Raw genomic sequence first — 15,545 nt, 5'->3', positions numbered from 1 at the left:
AGAAATCCGACACTTGTCAGATTTCTTTTCTTATAACTTCGTTTTTAAATACTGGCCAGTATAGCTTTTTTTGTTCTGGGCAATTTCTTCTGGGGTTCCTTTAGCAATGATTTGACCTCCGCCAACACCACCTTCTGGTCCCAAATCAATGATATGGTCAGCAGACTTAATCACGTCCAAATTATGCTCAATAACAAGGACTGTATTTCCATCATCAACAAAGCGTTCTAAGACCTTAAGTAGGCGGGCGATATCATCTGTATGAAGGCCTGTTGTTGGTTCATCCAAAATATAGAGACTCTTTCCAGTAGAACGCTTATGCAGCTCGCTAGCTAGCTTCATCCGCTGAGCTTCTCCACCTGAAAGTGTGGTTGCAGGTTGACCAAGGGTAACATAGCCCAAACCAACATCCTTGATGGTTTGTATCTTACGAGCAATTTTAGGAATAGCTGCAAAAAAGTCTACCGCATCATCAACTGTCATTTCCAAGATCTGAGCAATATTCTTTTCTTTATAATGCACTTCTAAGGTCTCAGAATTGTAGCGTCTTCCATGACAGACTTCACAAGGAACATAGACATCAGGTAAGAAATGCATTTCAATTTTAATAATACCATCTCCAGAACAGGCTTCACAGCGTCCACCCTTGACATTGAATGAAAAACGACCCTTCTTATAGCCTCGGATTTTAGCCTCATTGGTTTGTGCAAAGAGATCACGGATATCGTCAAAGACACCAGTATAGGTAGCAGGATTTGATCTTGGCGTTCTACCAATCGGACTTTGGTCAATATCAATCAAACGCTCAATATGTTCAATGCCTTCAATGGATTTGTGTTTACCTGGCTTATCAGCATTGCGATTTAACTTTTGGGCAACTGCTTTTTTCAAGATACTATTAATTAGGGTTGACTTCCCTGAGCCTGATACCCCTGTTACCGCAATAAATTTACCTAAGGGAAACTTAACATCTAAGTTTTGCAGATTATTTTCACAGGCACCTTTGATTTCCAAGAAGCGTCCATTACCCTTACGTCGTTCACTTGGAACAGGAATTGTTTTCTTACCAGACAAGTATTGGCCAGTAATAGACTTCTTGTTTTTAGCAACCTGTTTTGGAGTTCCTGAAGCAATGATCTGTCCACCAAAATCTCCTGCACCTGGACCCACATCGATTAACCAATCCGCCTGCATCATGGTATCTTCATCATGTTCAACAACAATCAGTGTGTTGCCTAGATCCCGCATTTTTTTAAGACTTTCAATAAGGCGGTCATTATCTCTTTGATGTAAACCAATGGATGGCTCATCTAGGATATAAAGCACACCAGACAGATTGGAGCCTATCTGCGTCGCCAAACGAATACGTTGACTTTCACCACCTGAAAGTGTCCCTGCTGCCCGCGATAGGGTTAAATAATTTAAACCGACATTTTTTAAGAAGGTCAATCGATCATGAATTTCCTTGATAATAGGCTTTGCAATGGTCTCTTCGTTTTCACTCAAGATCAAGCTCTCAAGATGATCAATGTGATCAGAAATGGATAAATCAGAAAGCTGACCAATATTGGGCCCATCTTCACCACCAATATGTACACACAAAGCCTGATCATTGAGACGATAGCCATGACAGGTGTTACACTTAAGAGCATTCATATAAGTGCGCATGACATTTCTTGTGTACTCACTATTTGTTTCATGGTAACGGCGATTAATATTGGTAACAACTCCCTCAAAAGAAATATCAATATTACGTTCACCACCAAAATCATTGACATAATGAAAATGAAATTCCTTATCACCAGAACCATATAAGACCAAGTGCTTTTCTTGATCACTAAGATCCTTAAATGGGGTATCCATATCAATGCCAAAGGCTGCCATAGCTTGCTCTAGCATAGTTGGATAGTAGTTGGATGAGATCGGATTCCAAGGAGCCAAAGCACCTTCTCTTAGTGTTTTACTAGGATCAGGGATTACCAAGTCCATATCAACTTCCAATTTCACTCCTAGTCCATCACAGGTTGGACAAGAACCAAAGGGAGCATTGAAAGAAAAAAGGCGCGGTTCTAATTCTGGAACTGTAAAGCCACAGACTGGACAGGAATAATGTTCTGAAAAGAGTAGCTCATTGCCGTCCATTGTATCGATCATTAAATAGCCATCACCCAGCCTCAAAGCTGCCTCTACAGAGTCAAACAAACGACTTCTGATACCATCTTTAATGACCAGGCGGTCAATAACCACTTCAATATCGTGCATCTTACTTTTTGATAGTTCTGGAACTTCTGAAATATCATAGATGTCCCCATCAACACGAACACGAACATAGCCATCCTTTTGAATTTTTTCAAAAATATTTTTATGCTGCCCCTTTTTTCGTCTGACTATGGGTGATAAAATCTGCATTCTAGTTCGTTCTGGTAAGGCCAGTACCTGCTCAACAATTTGTTCCACTGATGAAGCCGTAATGGCACCGTGCCCATTAATACAGTAAGGAGTCCCAACCCTAGCATACAAGAGTCTCAAATAATCATTGATCTCAGTAACAGTACCAACTGTCGAACGAGGGTTTTTACTGGTAGTTTTTTGGTCAATAGAAATAGCCGGGCTAAGACCATCGATGGAGTCAACATCGGGTTTTTCCATATTTCCCAGAAATTGACGAGCATAGGCGGACAGACTCTCAACATAGCGCCTTTGACCTTCTGCGTAGATGGTGTCAAATGCCAAGCTAGACTTTCCTGAACCAGATAAACCAGTGACTACAACTAATTTATCTCTCGGAATTTCAACATCTATATTTTTTAGATTGTGAGCTCTCGCTCCATGAATAATTAATTTATCTTGCATAATTATGTGCCCTTGGCATCCCTTCGAAAACATTTATTACATTATAACAAAATTTTCTAATATTAAGTTGCCCCAAACTTTGGGATTTATAGTATAATGGTTAAGTGTTTAATGACAATGAGAGGTACTGCGCTTCTAAGCCTTTTTTGATGGGCTGAAATGGCTGTTTCACTCTGAAATTAAAACATCTCATAAGTAAAAATGTTAGCGAAAAAGGAGGGCTGTCATGAAACAAATGTTTCTTTCATCGGCAATTGAATTCAAAGAAATTGAAACATTCGAGCCAGGAGCTTGGATCAAATTGGTCAACCCTTCCCAGGAAGAATCCGAAGAAATTGCCGATCAATTCGACATTGATATTTCTGACTTACGAGCACCCCTTGATATAGAAGAAACGTCACGTATTGCTATTGAAGATGAGTACACCTTGATTATCGTCGACGTTCCAACCTATGAAGAGAGAAATAACAAAAGTTATTACGTAACGGTCCCACTTGGCATTATCGTAACGGAGAATGCTGTTATCACGACCTGTTTAAATGATTTAACCTTATTTGAACATTTCCACAAAAGACGTGTTAAAAACTTTTACACTTTCATGAAAACACGTTTTGTTTTCCAAATTCTTTATCGTAATGCTGAGCTTTTCCTTACCGCCTTGCGTACCATTGACCGCCAAAGTGACCGTTTGGAAGCACAGCTGGAAGCTTCTACTCGAAATGAAGAGCTTATTGATATGATGGAACTTGAAAAATCCATTGTCTATTTGAAAGCTTCTCTAAAATTTAATGAACGTATTGTCAAGAAGCTCTCTAGTTCTACCAGTTCCTTAAAAAAATATATCGAAGATGAAGACTTGCTTGAGGATACCTTGATTGAAACCCAGCAGGCCATTGAGATGGCTGGCATCTACGAAAATGTCTTGAATGCCATGACAGAAACAACTGCATCAATCATTAACAACAATCAGAATGCCATCATGAAAACTCTGGCTCTGATGACCATGTCTTTAGATATCCCTACTGTTATTTTCTCTGCATATGGGATGAACTTCCAAAACAACTGGCTCCCTTTTAACGATTTACAGCACGGCTTTTGGCTCATTGTGCTTATCGCCTCTTTGGGATCTTCAGGAGTTATACTCTACTTTTTGAGGAAAAATTGGTTTTAGTTGAGCAAGCCCTATTGCAATGTCATTTCTAATAGAGCTACTTATAGATAAGAAGCATTATCGGCTTCTTATCTATGAAGGCTGTAATTGGGTGGGCTATCACACTTATTAGTTTTGAAGAAAGATATTATCGTTTTTTCTTTAAAAGGTCATAATTATGAAGCGGGGTTTCGGCCTCTTAGCTACAAGGGCGTATTAGTACCACTTTCGTTAGTTTTAAGCTTTTTATTGGAGCGGGGTTCATAGGTTTGGCTTTATCTGATATGTGGTATAGAAGACTTTTATTTGCGCGCTGCTTTTTAAGATTACTTATTTGTTTAAGGAGATATAATGGATTTACAAAATCTTACTAAAAAAAATCAAGAATTTATTCATATCGCTACTAATCGGCTGATTCAGGATGGGAAGTCTGATCAAGAGATCAAAGATATCTTGGAAGAAACCGTTCCAACTATCCTTGAGAAACAAAGACAAGGTATTCCTGCTCGAACCTTTTTAGGAGCACCCACAGCTTGGGCGGCTTCATTTACCGAAAAAAAGGCTGACGCCAAAGCAGCAAAAAACGGAGATAGACCTAAAAATACCAACCCTTGGCTCATGTGGTTAGATACTTCCCTTTTATTCATCGGAGTTGTTGCCTTATTAAACGGAATGATGTCATTCTTTAATAGCAATGCTAATGCTACCGGCCTTGTTTCTTTATTGGCCCTTGGTTTTGGGGGTGGAGCATCTATGTATGCGACCTATTACTTTATCTATCGCCATATTGGTGCCGACAAGAGTCAGCGTCCAAGCTGGTTCAAAATTATTGCAGCCTTATCCCTAGCTATGTTGGTCTGGGTTACTCTTTACTATGCGACCGCCTTCTTACCTGCAGGCCTCAATCCTAAATTGTCACCATTTATCCTAATCCTTATGGGTGCAGCAGCTTTTGCTCTTCGCTATTTCTTACAAAAGAAATACAATATCCAAAATGCCATGTCTGCCCACTAATAAACAATAAAAGTAGCAAACCCCGACCTTAAGAAGATCGGGGTTGTTTTTTATTCAAAAAAAGACCCTTCGGATCTAATTTCACTTCTCCATCTTTTGGTGAAATTAAAAAATAGTCCCCTGGACTATTTTTTAATCTTCGTTTACGTAAGGCATAAGTGCCATAACGCGAGCACGTTTGATTGCTGTTGTTACTTTACGTTGGTTTTTAGCTGAAGTTCCTGTTACACGACGAGGAAGAATTTTTCCACGTTCTGAAACGAAACGGCCTAAAAGCTCAGTATCTTTGTAATCAACATATTCAATTTTATTAGCTGCGATGAAGTCAACTTTTTTACGGCGTTTGAATCCGCCACGACGTTGTTGAGCCATATTTAATCTCCTTTTATATTATCTGTTTGACCACCTTTGTTGTCATGGTCTGAACTCAATTGAATTCACTTTTTTCCAAAACCATTCTATTTAGAATGGTAGATCGTCATCTGAGATATCCATTGGGTTTGAGTTCCCAAATGGACTTTCTTCGCGACCAAAGTTAGGTGTTTGTTGAGAAGGAGCCGAATAACTATTATTGGAAGAATTATTATTAAATCCAGCAGCATTATAAGAGTTAGATGATCCACCTTCACGTGTAGCACGGCTTTCCAACATTTGGAAATTATCCGCAACTACTTCAGTTACATAGACACGTTGACCTTGTTGGTTTTCATAATTACGAGTCTGAATGCGACCTGTAATTCCCACCAATGCACCTTTTTTAGCCCAGTTTGCTAAGTTTTCAGCTGGTTGACGCCAGATGACACAATTAATGAAATCAGCTTCACGTTCACCATTTTGACTTTTAAATGTGCGGTTAACAGCAAGTGTAAAAGTAGCAACTGCCACTTGACTTGGTGTGTAACGAAGTTCTGCATCTTTGGTCATACGACCAACTAGTACTACATTATTAATCATAAACTACCTTCTAACTAAGACTTAAGCGTCAAGTTTAACGATCATATGACGAAGAATGTCGTTGTTGATTTTTGATAGACGGTCAAACTCATTAAGTGCAACTGCATCAGTAGCTTCAACATTAACGATGTGGTAAAGTCCTTCACGGAAATCATTGATTTCGTATGCAAGACGACGTTTTTCCCAATCTTTTGATTCAACGATTGTAGCACCGTTGTCAGTTAAGATAGAGTCAAAGCGTGATACCAAAGCGTTTTTAGCTTCTTCTTCAATGTTTGGACGAATAATATAAAGAATTTCGTATTTAGCCATTGATTTTTCCTCCTTTTGGTCTAATGACCTGCACCTCTTGGCACAGGTAAGTGAGGTATGCTCACAGATTACCATTATACCTTAAAATATAGTCAAGTGCAAGAAAAAAATGATCCCTATCTGGACAAATAGGAGCTTAAGCTCTTGGCCTAGCTTTTAAGCAGACTTTCTTTCTTACTTATCTCAAGCAAAACTACAAGACAATTAAGTAAGCAGTCAGCTTTGGCAACTCTGAACATAGACAGACTACAGACAGCTTCCCTACAAAAAGATTATCAGGATGATTCAAAAACTTTACGGTCTTTTCATTTCCCAAAATCCTTTTCTTTGCTACAATAGTCTTATGTTAGATTTAAAGGATTATGGTATCCAAATGTGGGACGAAAAAAAGATTGCTTCTTTTCGACTAACCCTCCTAAATTGGTATGACCAAGAAAAAAGAGACCTGCCCTGGCGGCGCAGTCAGAACCCTTATCATATATGGGTTTCTGAAATCATGTTACAACAAACTCAAGTTCAGACGGTTATTCCTTATTATAACCGTTTTTTAGAATGGTTTCCTACTATTGAAAAACTGGCGGAGGCCCCTGAAGAACGACTACTTAAAGCCTGGGAAGGATTGGGCTACTACTCTCGTGTACGCAATATGCAAAAGGCTGCCCAGCAAATCATGACTGACTTTGACGGACTGTTCCCAAATAATCATCAAGATATCAGCAAGCTAAAAGGCATCGGCCCCTATACTGCCGGAGCCATATCAAGCATTGCCTTTAATTTGCCAGAGCCTGCAGTAGATGGGAATGTGATGCGTGTCATGGCTAGGCTATTTGAAGTTAATTATGATATTGGCAACCCTAAAAACCGAAAAATCTTCCAGGCTATCATGGAAATCCTCATTGACCCTGAGCGCCCCGGAGATTTCAACCAGGCACTGATGGATCTGGGCACAGATATCGAATCTGCTAAGAACCCCAAACCCGAACAATCCCCTATCAAGTTTTTTTGCGCAGCCTATTTACATGGAACCTATGACAAGTACCCCATCAAATTACCAAAGAAAAAGCCCAAACCTATTCAGATACAAGCTTTTGTTCTTGTTAATGCCCAAGGTAAATATTTGTTGGAAAAGAATAATCAAGGTAGACTTTTAGGTGGTTTTTGGTCCTTCCCCTTTATAGAAACTGACCTGATTGGACAACAATTGGATCTATTTGAAGAAAATAATACAGTCTTAGAAAGCATCTCAAAGGTAGCTACTTTTGAAGACACTTATCAACTAAAACCCCAGTGGACTAACCAAACTTTTCCTTCTGTCAAGCACACCTTTAGTCACCAAAAATGGACCATTAACTTAAAAGAAGGCCTTCTTTCTGATCAGCCTAGTTTTCAAGATCAGAGCAGAAAATTAGAATGGGTTGACCCAGATGATATGAGTCACTACCCTATGGCAGCTCCACAAAAGAAGATGCTTGAAGCCTACTTTAAAAATAACAAATAAGCCATCTTCTACTTGCTTTACAGACCTGTCAACTTCCTGTAAAGAACTATCAGGACACCCCTTAGAAATCCTATTCTTTAGCCATGTCAAAGAGCTTTGATAGACAAAAAATAAGATCCCACCTATACTGATTCTTGGAAAGGAGATTAAGATGAAACTTGGTAAGCAAATCATCCGCTACCGCCATAAACATCAGCTCTCACAAGAAACACTTGCAGAAAAAATATATGTCAGCAGACAAAGTATTTCAAATTGGGAAAACAATAAAACCTATCCCGATATCCATAGCCTTTTACTGCTCTGCAATATTTTTCAAGTGAGTTTAGATCAGTTAGTCAAAGGAGATCTTAAAGAAATGGAAAAAATAGTATCAGCAGACGACAAGAAAAATTTTGATCGCGATAGCCTCATAATGACCAGTCTCATGTTCTTATTGATGGTTGTCGCTTTTCCCTTATTTTACTTCCTATCATGGCTTGGTCTGGGTATTTTTCTTCTTATCTGGGCTGTTTGCATGTTTTATGCTAACCGTGTAGAAAAGTTTAAGAAAAAATATGATATACAAACCTATAAGGCCATTCTTGCCTTGGAAAAAGGAGAAAGGTTAAGCTCTATAGAAACTTATGAAGAAAGAGCCAAATATCCCTATCAAAAACCACTCATAGTCCTAGCTTTTACCCTCATTGCTGCATTGATCTGCTTTATTAGCAGTATGGTCACTATTTTCTTACTCAACTTTTTTAATTAAAAAAGCCCCAGTAGTTAATCTACCGGGTTTCTTTATTGATCTTAAGAAGCTGGAAAAACTCAGTGCTTAACCAATCTCCTCCATGATAGCTTTGATTTGCTCTTTGGTATGAACGCCAGCTACCTTCTTAACAACTTGTCCGTCTTTCTTGAACAAAAGTGTTGGAATAGACATAATACCAAATTCTTGAGCTGTATTTGGATTTTCATCAACATCAAGCTTCACAATCTTTAAGACGTCTTCATCTAATTCTTCTGAAAGCTGCTCAAGGATAGGAGCTTGCATTAAGCAAGGTCCACACCAGGTTGCCCAAAAATCAATTAGAACAAGACCTTCTTTTGTTTCTGATTCAAAGTTTGCATCTGTAACGACTTCTGTCATCGCTTTTCTCCCTTTCTTTTATAGTCCTAAGTTTATTTTAGGGTAAAAAGCCCTAGAAAGCAAGAATCTGCTACCTAGGATTGAATGTCCTAAGTATCAGCTTGAAAATAAATTGTGAAGCAGTCTATCCCCCCTCTTTCTATGCAGCATTTGCCCTTAAAAAATAATCTCGTAGCAGCTTTAAGACATGATCTTAGACTTTTGTTACAATCAGTTTAGAAATAAGTAAGAAAAGAGGAATTTATGATGTACACTTACGATATGATTGTTATCGGTTTTGGTAAGGCTGGAAAGACCTTAGCTGCTAAAATGGCTCAGCTGGGTAAAAAGGTAGCTCTTGTTGAAAAAGATCAATCCATGTATGGCGGCACCTGCATTAATATCGGCTGCATTCCCACAAAAACTCTGATTACTGCTGCTAAAGAAAAGATGACTTTTGCAGAACTTATGAATCAAAAAGAAACCGTGGTCAGCCGTCTAAGACAAAAAAACAAGACTGGCTTAGAAGCTTCTGGAGTTGTTTTATACAACGGCTTTGCCCAATTTATTTCAGACAAGGTTATTGAAGTAAAGGCAGGCGAGGATCAGCTAGAGCTCAGCGCTGAAACTATCATTATCAATACTGGTGCAGTTTCTCAGCATTTTCCAATACCAGGTCTAATGGAAAGTAAACATGTTGTTGACAGCACAGCTATGCTCTCTATCACAGAAAAACCAAAGAAACTGGCTATTATTGGTGGAGGAAATATTGGGCTTGAGTTTGCTAGTCTCTATGCAGGCTTGGAAAGTAAAGTCAGTGTCTATGAAGCTGCTCCTAAGATTTTGGGCTCCTATGAACCAATAGTGGCTGAAATGGCTCAATCCTATATGGAAGAAGATGGCATCACCTTCCACCTGGGTGTCAAAGTTGAAGAGATCGCAGACACTGAGGATGGTAAAGTTTCCCTAAGTGTCAATGGTCAAAAAGAAGTCTTTGATCTCATTCTCTATGCTATGGGACGTAAACCAGCAAGCTCACACTTGGGGCTAGAAAATACTGCTATCGAAGTTAGTGACAGAGGCGCTATCCTAGTAGATGACTTCTGTCAAACTACTGTTAAAGGCATCTACGCTGTGGGAGATGTTAACGGAGGTCCACAATTCACCTATACTTCTCTTGATGATTTCAGGATTGTCTTTGGCCACCTGACTGGACAAGGCCACTACAGCCACAGTGAACGCAAAAACATCCCAAGTACAACCTTTATTAACCCACCTCTAGCTCAAGTAGGATTAACAGAAAAAGAGGCAAAAGAAAAGGGTCTAGCTTACAAGACCAAGGAATTATTAGTAGCCAATATGCCAAGAGCTCATATCAATAACGATCTCAGAGGAATCTTTAAGGTCATTGTTAACAGCCAGACCAATGCTATCTTAGGTGCAACCCTTTTTGCAGAAGGTTCTCAGGAATATATCAATTTAATTAAAATGGCAATGGATAATAATATCCCCTATACCTATATTAAAAACCAAATCTTCACCCATCCTACTATGTCAGAAAACCTTAATGACCTTTTTAATTTTTAAATAGACTAAAAAGCTTGAAAAGAGTATCAGCCCCTAAAGTTGGACAAGGATCCAGCTGAGGGAAAACCTACTCTTTTCAAGCTTTTTGATAGGTCTATAAATGAATGAAGCTTTACCCAAAACTATCCTAAGTTAGCAATGGTACAGCCAGAACCTCCAGCATTTTGTGGGGCATAAGCAAAGCTTTTAACATGTTTATTTTTGCGGAGATACTTGCTAACAGCTTCACGGATTACCCCTGTTCCTATACCATGAATGATATCCACTTGGCTCATATTATTGACCAAAGCTTGGTCGATGAAGGCATCTAGTTCCTGCATGGCTTCTTCATAACGTTTTCCACGTAAATCAAGTCGCGCTCTAGGTCCACCACTAGCCTTAGCATTTCTTTTAACCAGATTAACAGAACGCTCTTTTTGTTTTTGAGACTCTTCAGCAACTTTAAGAAGGTTAAATTCATCCTCTTTTAGGGTCATCTTAATCAAACCTACCTGGGCTTCCCAGCTATTTTCTTTCTTTTGCTTGATTAAGGTTCCTCTTTGGCCATAGGCAGTTACAATAATATCATCACCTACACGTGGTGCACGTAGCTTTTTAGCCTTCTTCAAGACCTTGTTTTTAGAAAGTTCAGGACTTGGGACTAACTTTTTCAACTGAGCCTTTGCTTCTATGATCTCATGAGGTTTTAATTGCGCTTTGTCATGCAGTTTACTTAAAATATCCTCACTCTCTGCTAGAGCTAGATCAACAATTTCCTGCGCCTGCTGGCTGGCCTTTTCAAGTTCTTTTTCCTTAACTTGGGAAAATTCATTGTAGAGCTTTTTGACAGCACGATTAAATTTCAGATTATCTTGTTCCACTTCTTTAATATGGTCTAGTCGTTTTCTACTGTCAATAGTTTGTTTTTCCAGTTCTTCAATAATCCTATTGACATCACTATCAGAAGCTGTCATATCCTCTGCTTGATCCACAATGATTTTAGACAGGCCCAGTCGTCTAGCAATTTCAAAGGCATTTGAACGACCAGGAACTCCCTGCATAAATTTATAGGTAGGCTTCAGGCTATTAGCATCAAATTCCATACTGGCATTTTCAACAAAGTCTGTTTCAATACCATAGGCTTTTAATTCTGGATAATGGGTTGTCGCCATTGTCTTAATCTGCTTTAGACGAAGCTCTTCTAAGATAGCCATAGCTAGACTAGCACCCTCTTGTGGGTCTGTTCCAGCACCTAATTCATCAAAAAGTACCAGGCTGTTCTGGTCAGCTTTTTCTAAAATAGCAACTATGTGGGTCATGTGACTAGAAAAAGTCGACAGACTTTGTTCAATGGATTGTTCGTCTCCAATATCAGCAAAAATATCTTCAAATATAGCAATATTAGAGCCCTGATCAGCTAGTATAGGCAGACCAGACTGCCCCATTATTTGCGCCAAACCTAGGGTCTTCAACATAATTGTTTTACCCCCAGTATTTGGACCGGTAATAACAATGACAGATAGATCCTTACTAAAGCCTAAATCATTAGGAACAGCATCCTTTAAAAGAGGGTGTCTAACATTTAATAAATGAATCCCTTTATCTTCACTAATTATTGGCCAAGTGGCATCTTTAGCCTCCTTGTAAAGGTATTTGGCACGAACAAAGTCTAAATGTCCTAACAACCAGGCATTATTAGCTAGAGCCCTGCTGTGAGGCCTAATCATATCAGACAAGGCCTTTAAAATACGACTCATTTCATGTCGCTCGTCAGCATGGTACTGGGTAATTTCTTCATTTAATTGCACCAAAGCCCTTGGCTCAATATAGACTGTATTTCCCGAAGCAGAGATATCATGGACAACACCAGCCACTCGGTTTCGATAAGTATTTTTTACTGGTAAAACACTTCTACCATTACGGCTAGCAATCAATGATTCTGACAGATAATCTCCCTGTTTTTTGAGAATATCTTGCAGGAGCTGTCTGACCTGATGCTCACTGTTAGAGATTTTCCTTCTGATACTTTCTAGTTCTGGACTAGCAAAGCTCTCAATAAATGCAGCATCATTAATAGCCTGTAGGCCGCCTTGAAGTTGTGGGAAGACTTCTAATTTCTCAAAAAGTTGGTTCAAAACCTTTAAGTCAACATTCTCTAAGTTAAGATAGAACTGGCTGGCCTCAGTAGAAACAAGCAGTAATTTTTTAATATCTAATAACTCTTGAATATTAAGATCAGCTTCTAGTTCCAGGCGACGTAAACTTTCTGAAATATCTCGAAGAGTCCCTAAAGAAAAACGATTGGCAGCTAAAAACATTTGCTCCATATCTGCAATTTCTTGGAAAGAGTCCCTTATTTTTTCACTCTTAGTAGAAGGCAGCAAGGCCTTTAACTCCGCTAACCCTTGTTCTGTCTGCAGGTAAGGGCTAAATTGTTCCTTTACCTTGTCAAATTCTAACTGTTCTAAAATTTTATTGTTCATAAGTCTCATTATACCTTAAAATACTGATAATTTGGAGTAAAGTAAAAGACCAGACAAAAAGTTCTGGTCCTATAGGATTTTGCTTATCCATAAATTCTTAATAAGTGAGGTCATTGGAGGACAGTGCTCGATTAAAAGCCTAGGCAAGACATGCCCGTGCAACTGATTTTGAATCAAGGGCACTGGTATTGTCGCAAGTAGACTAAAAATCATGGACAAAAAAATCACTGTAACAAGTACAGACATGAGCCCACTTCCTAGATTGAAATAAAGTGAATCCAGGTAATCAATTGGTAGAAAATGAACAAAGACACCTAAGAGCCTGACAAAGGCATAAACTGCTAGTGCAATGATCAAAAAAGCTACCCCTGCGTAGAAGACACGATTCAAATCGAAAATATTCACTTCCCTAAAAAAAGCAGTCCGCGTTCCCTCGGCTGGATTAGTATAAGGCACCCAGAGGGACAACTTATCAGCCAAAGTCTGGTAATAATGCTTTGCAACAAAAAGTGATGCCAGTGCACCAAAAAAGTAAAAAGTCTGTAATATGATTCCTCTATTATAGCCTATGTAAAAATTCCAAAACATAATTAGTAAAATAAAAATTGAAATCATTATTATCCCTCATCCAAGCTAGTCTGATTGATTTTTTCTTGAATGCCTTCAAGCATCTTACGTCTGAGTTCACTCATCTCAGACTCTAGTTTTTCAAATTCTATTTCACGATTCAATTGAGTTGATAAGGAATTAATTGCCATTAATATGGCCACTGTTTCACTATCTGCCTCTGGCAATTTTTCTTTAATAGCAGAGTACTTTTCTTTTGCTACCCGCTCTACCTCTTCCATAAAAAGATTATCTTTATCTGTTGTCAGGGTTAAGGTTTTTTCACCAAAGGTAAATTTATAACGATTATTACTTTTCATAGCGCCACCTCATATAGCATTATACCTTAATTTCGGACTTTCGTAAAATATAGAAATTCTTCAATTTATGATTAGGTACTTGCCCCACAGTTCCTATTTTTGTGTTAAAATATTTCATATGGAAACCATCGTAATGAAAATAAAAGAATCTGACAAAAACAGAATTCTTAAAAGACTTTTAGACTACCAAACTAGTAGTGCCAATCCATACCTTGAACTTTCTTCCAAATATAAGGGAGTCACAATTTCCCTCTATAAATCTGGTAAAATCGTTTTTCAAGGTGGAGCTGCTAAAGAAGTTGCTCATCATTTTGGTTTTCAAACTGAAAGTGATGACTCAAAAAACCAATCAGACAACTCATATAAAGAAGATTTGCCACTGATTGGAAGTGATGAAGTTGGCAATGGTTCCTACTTTGGCGGCATAGCTGTGGTAGCTAGTTTTGTCAGCCCATCTGACCACCCCTTTTTAAAGTCATTGGGCGTTGACGATTCTAAAAATCTCAATGATCAGAAGATCAGACAGATTGCACCACTTCTTGAAGAAAAAATTCAACACAAGGCCTTGCTCTTATCACCACAAAAGTATAATCAGTTGGTTGGTAAAGGCAAAGCTTATAATGCTGTATCTGTTAAAGTAGCCTTACACAATCAAGCTATCTATCTTTTACTAGAAAAGGGGCTAAAGCCTCAAAAGATAGTTATTGATGCCTTTACCAGTCAAGCCAACTATGAAAAGTACCTCTTGCAGGAGAAAAATCATTTTAAGAATGTCATCACCTTTCAAGAAAAAGCTGAGAGTAAATACCTGGCTGTAGCTGTCAGCTCTATTATTGCTCGCAATCTCTTCCTTGAGAATCTAGACCAATTAAGCCAGGAACTTGCTTATAAGCTACCTAGCGGCGCTGGTAAAGCTTCTGATCAGGTGGCCTGCCAATTGTTAGAAACATATGGATTAGAAGCCCTAAATCACAGCGCCAAGTTACATTTTGTCAATACCCTAAAAGCCCAAGAGCTTTTAAAAAATAGAAAATAAAGGAAAACAATGAAAAATTTTATTAAAGAATGGGGTTTATTTATCCTCTTTTTCTCACTTTTTGCCCTAAGTCGCCTTTTTATCTGGCAACCTGTCAAAGTAGATGGCCATTCAATGGATCCAACTCTTGCACATGGTGAACGCCTTATCGTTTTTAGCCACACCTCTATTGATCGCTTTGACCTTGTTGTTGCAAGAGAAAAGGAAAATGGTGAAAGTAAAGAAATTGTTAAACGTGTCATCGGCTTACCTGGCGACCATATTAAATATGAAAACGACAAACTCTACGTTAACGGCAAAAGAGTTAAGGAAAAGTTCTTACTAGATTACCAAAAAGCCTTTAACAACGACAAGCTGCAAGAAACCTACAATTATAACAGCCTCTTCCAAGAATTAGCCAGAAACTCTAACGCCTTTACCAGTGACAGAGAAGGAAGAGTCACCTTTTCAGTAACGGTACCAAAAGATGAATATTACCTCCTTGGTGATGATCGCATTGTTTCTAAAGATAGCCGCGAAGTTGGAACCTTCAAGAAAGAATCCTTAGTTGGCGAAGTCAAGTTCCGTTACTGGCCACTTAGTAAAATGACAACCTTTAAAAATTAAAACCTGCCTCTGGCAGGTTTTAAACTATCTCTTCCATTA

The 15,545-nt window shown here is 38.6% G+C and carries 15 protein-coding genes; 7 read left to right on the top strand and 8 right to left on the bottom strand.

The features are described from left to right. Nucleotides 1–30: 30 nt before the first annotated feature. On the bottom strand, nt 31–2,853 hold the full coding sequence (uvrA, locus tag HBN42_RS05620) for an excinuclease ABC subunit UvrA (protein WP_165994083.1): 2,823 nt from the start codon (nt 2,851–2,853) through the stop codon (nt 31–33). A gap of 226 nt (nt 2,854–3,079) precedes the next feature. Between uvrA and HBN42_RS05615 the strand changes: the two genes are divergently transcribed. Further along, the gene (locus HBN42_RS05615; RefSeq protein WP_165994082.1) at nt 3,080–4,024 is read left to right on the top strand and encodes a magnesium transporter CorA family protein; all 945 of its coding nucleotides are present in this window, start codon (nt 3,080–3,082) and stop codon (nt 4,022–4,024) included. 330 nt (nt 4,025–4,354) lie between these two features. Then, the gene (locus tag HBN42_RS05610) at nt 4,355–5,017 is read left to right on the top strand and encodes a DUF1129 domain-containing protein (RefSeq protein ID WP_165994081.1); all 663 of its coding nucleotides are present in this window, start codon (nt 4,355–4,357) and stop codon (nt 5,015–5,017) included. Between the two features lie 132 nt (nt 5,018–5,149). Here the strand turns inward: HBN42_RS05610 and rpsR are convergent, their stop codons facing one another. The 3 genes from rpsR to rpsF form a co-directional block, all read right to left on the bottom strand. Continuing rightward, a complete protein-coding gene (gene rpsR / locus HBN42_RS05605) occupies nt 5,150–5,389 on the bottom strand; it encodes a 30S ribosomal protein S18 (protein WP_165994080.1) in 240 nt (79 codons plus the stop codon). Between the two features lie 90 nt (nt 5,390–5,479). Beyond that, complete coding sequence (locus HBN42_RS05600; RefSeq protein ID WP_165994079.1) at nt 5,480–5,971, bottom strand: single-stranded DNA-binding protein; 492 nt, start codon at nt 5,969–5,971, stop codon at nt 5,480–5,482. Between the two features lie 21 nt (nt 5,972–5,992). Next, on the bottom strand, nt 5,993–6,283 hold the full coding sequence (gene rpsF, locus HBN42_RS05595) for a 30S ribosomal protein S6 (protein ID WP_165994078.1): 291 nt from the start codon (nt 6,281–6,283) through the stop codon (nt 5,993–5,995). 343 nt (nt 6,284–6,626) lie between these two features. Between rpsF and mutY the strand changes: the two genes are divergently transcribed. After that, complete coding sequence (gene mutY / locus HBN42_RS05590) at nt 6,627–7,781, top strand: A/G-specific adenine glycosylase (protein WP_165994185.1); 1,155 nt, start codon at nt 6,627–6,629, stop codon at nt 7,779–7,781. 151 nt (nt 7,782–7,932) lie between these two features. Beyond that, nucleotides 7,933–8,529, top strand: a complete 597-nt coding sequence (locus HBN42_RS05585) for a helix-turn-helix domain-containing protein (protein WP_165994077.1) — start codon at nt 7,933–7,935, stop codon at nt 8,527–8,529. Between the two features lie 66 nt (nt 8,530–8,595). On the opposite strand, the gene trxA is transcribed toward HBN42_RS05585, so the two are convergent. Then, nucleotides 8,596–8,910, bottom strand: a complete 315-nt coding sequence (gene trxA, locus HBN42_RS05580) for a thioredoxin (protein ID WP_165994076.1) — start codon at nt 8,908–8,910, stop codon at nt 8,596–8,598. 246 nt (nt 8,911–9,156) lie between these two features. On the opposite strand from trxA, the gene HBN42_RS05575 reads away from it, so the two are divergent. Next, a complete protein-coding gene (locus tag HBN42_RS05575; protein ID WP_165994184.1) occupies nt 9,157–10,476 on the top strand; it encodes an FAD-containing oxidoreductase in 1,320 nt (439 codons plus the stop codon). A 122-nt stretch (nt 10,477–10,598) separates the two neighbouring features. On the opposite strand, the gene HBN42_RS05570 is transcribed toward HBN42_RS05575, so the two are convergent. From HBN42_RS05570 to HBN42_RS05560, 3 genes are all read right to left on the bottom strand, one after another. After that, on the bottom strand, nt 10,599–12,938 hold the full coding sequence (locus HBN42_RS05570; protein ID WP_165994075.1) for an endonuclease MutS2: 2,340 nt from the start codon (nt 12,936–12,938) through the stop codon (nt 10,599–10,601). A gap of 69 nt (nt 12,939–13,007) precedes the next feature. After that, complete coding sequence (locus tag HBN42_RS05565) at nt 13,008–13,553, bottom strand: CvpA family protein (RefSeq protein ID WP_165994074.1); 546 nt, start codon at nt 13,551–13,553, stop codon at nt 13,008–13,010. Between the two features lie 2 nt (nt 13,554–13,555). Continuing rightward, nucleotides 13,556–13,864: a hypothetical protein gene (locus HBN42_RS05560; protein WP_165994073.1), complete on the bottom strand. Its 309-nt coding sequence runs from the start codon at nt 13,862–13,864 to the stop codon at nt 13,556–13,558. A 118-nt stretch (nt 13,865–13,982) separates the two neighbouring features. Between HBN42_RS05560 and rnhC the strand changes: the two genes are divergently transcribed. Together rnhC and lepB are read left to right on the top strand one after the other, a co-directional pair. Further along, nucleotides 13,983–14,900, top strand: a complete 918-nt coding sequence (rnhC, locus tag HBN42_RS05555) for a ribonuclease HIII (RefSeq protein WP_165994072.1) — start codon at nt 13,983–13,985, stop codon at nt 14,898–14,900. 9 nt (nt 14,901–14,909) lie between these two features. Then, entirely contained in the window at nt 14,910–15,506 is a 597-nt protein-coding gene (gene lepB / locus HBN42_RS05550) for a signal peptidase I (RefSeq protein ID WP_165994071.1), read from the top strand. Nucleotides 15,507–15,545: the final 39 nt, after the last annotated feature.

It is taken from the genome of Streptococcus catagoni (assembly GCF_011421425.1).
Taxonomy (GTDB): Bacteria; Bacillota; Bacilli; order Lactobacillales; family Streptococcaceae; genus Streptococcus; species Streptococcus catagoni.
The sequence above is the reverse complement of the archived record's forward strand: the minus strand, read 5'-3'. Positions and strand labels throughout refer to the sequence as shown.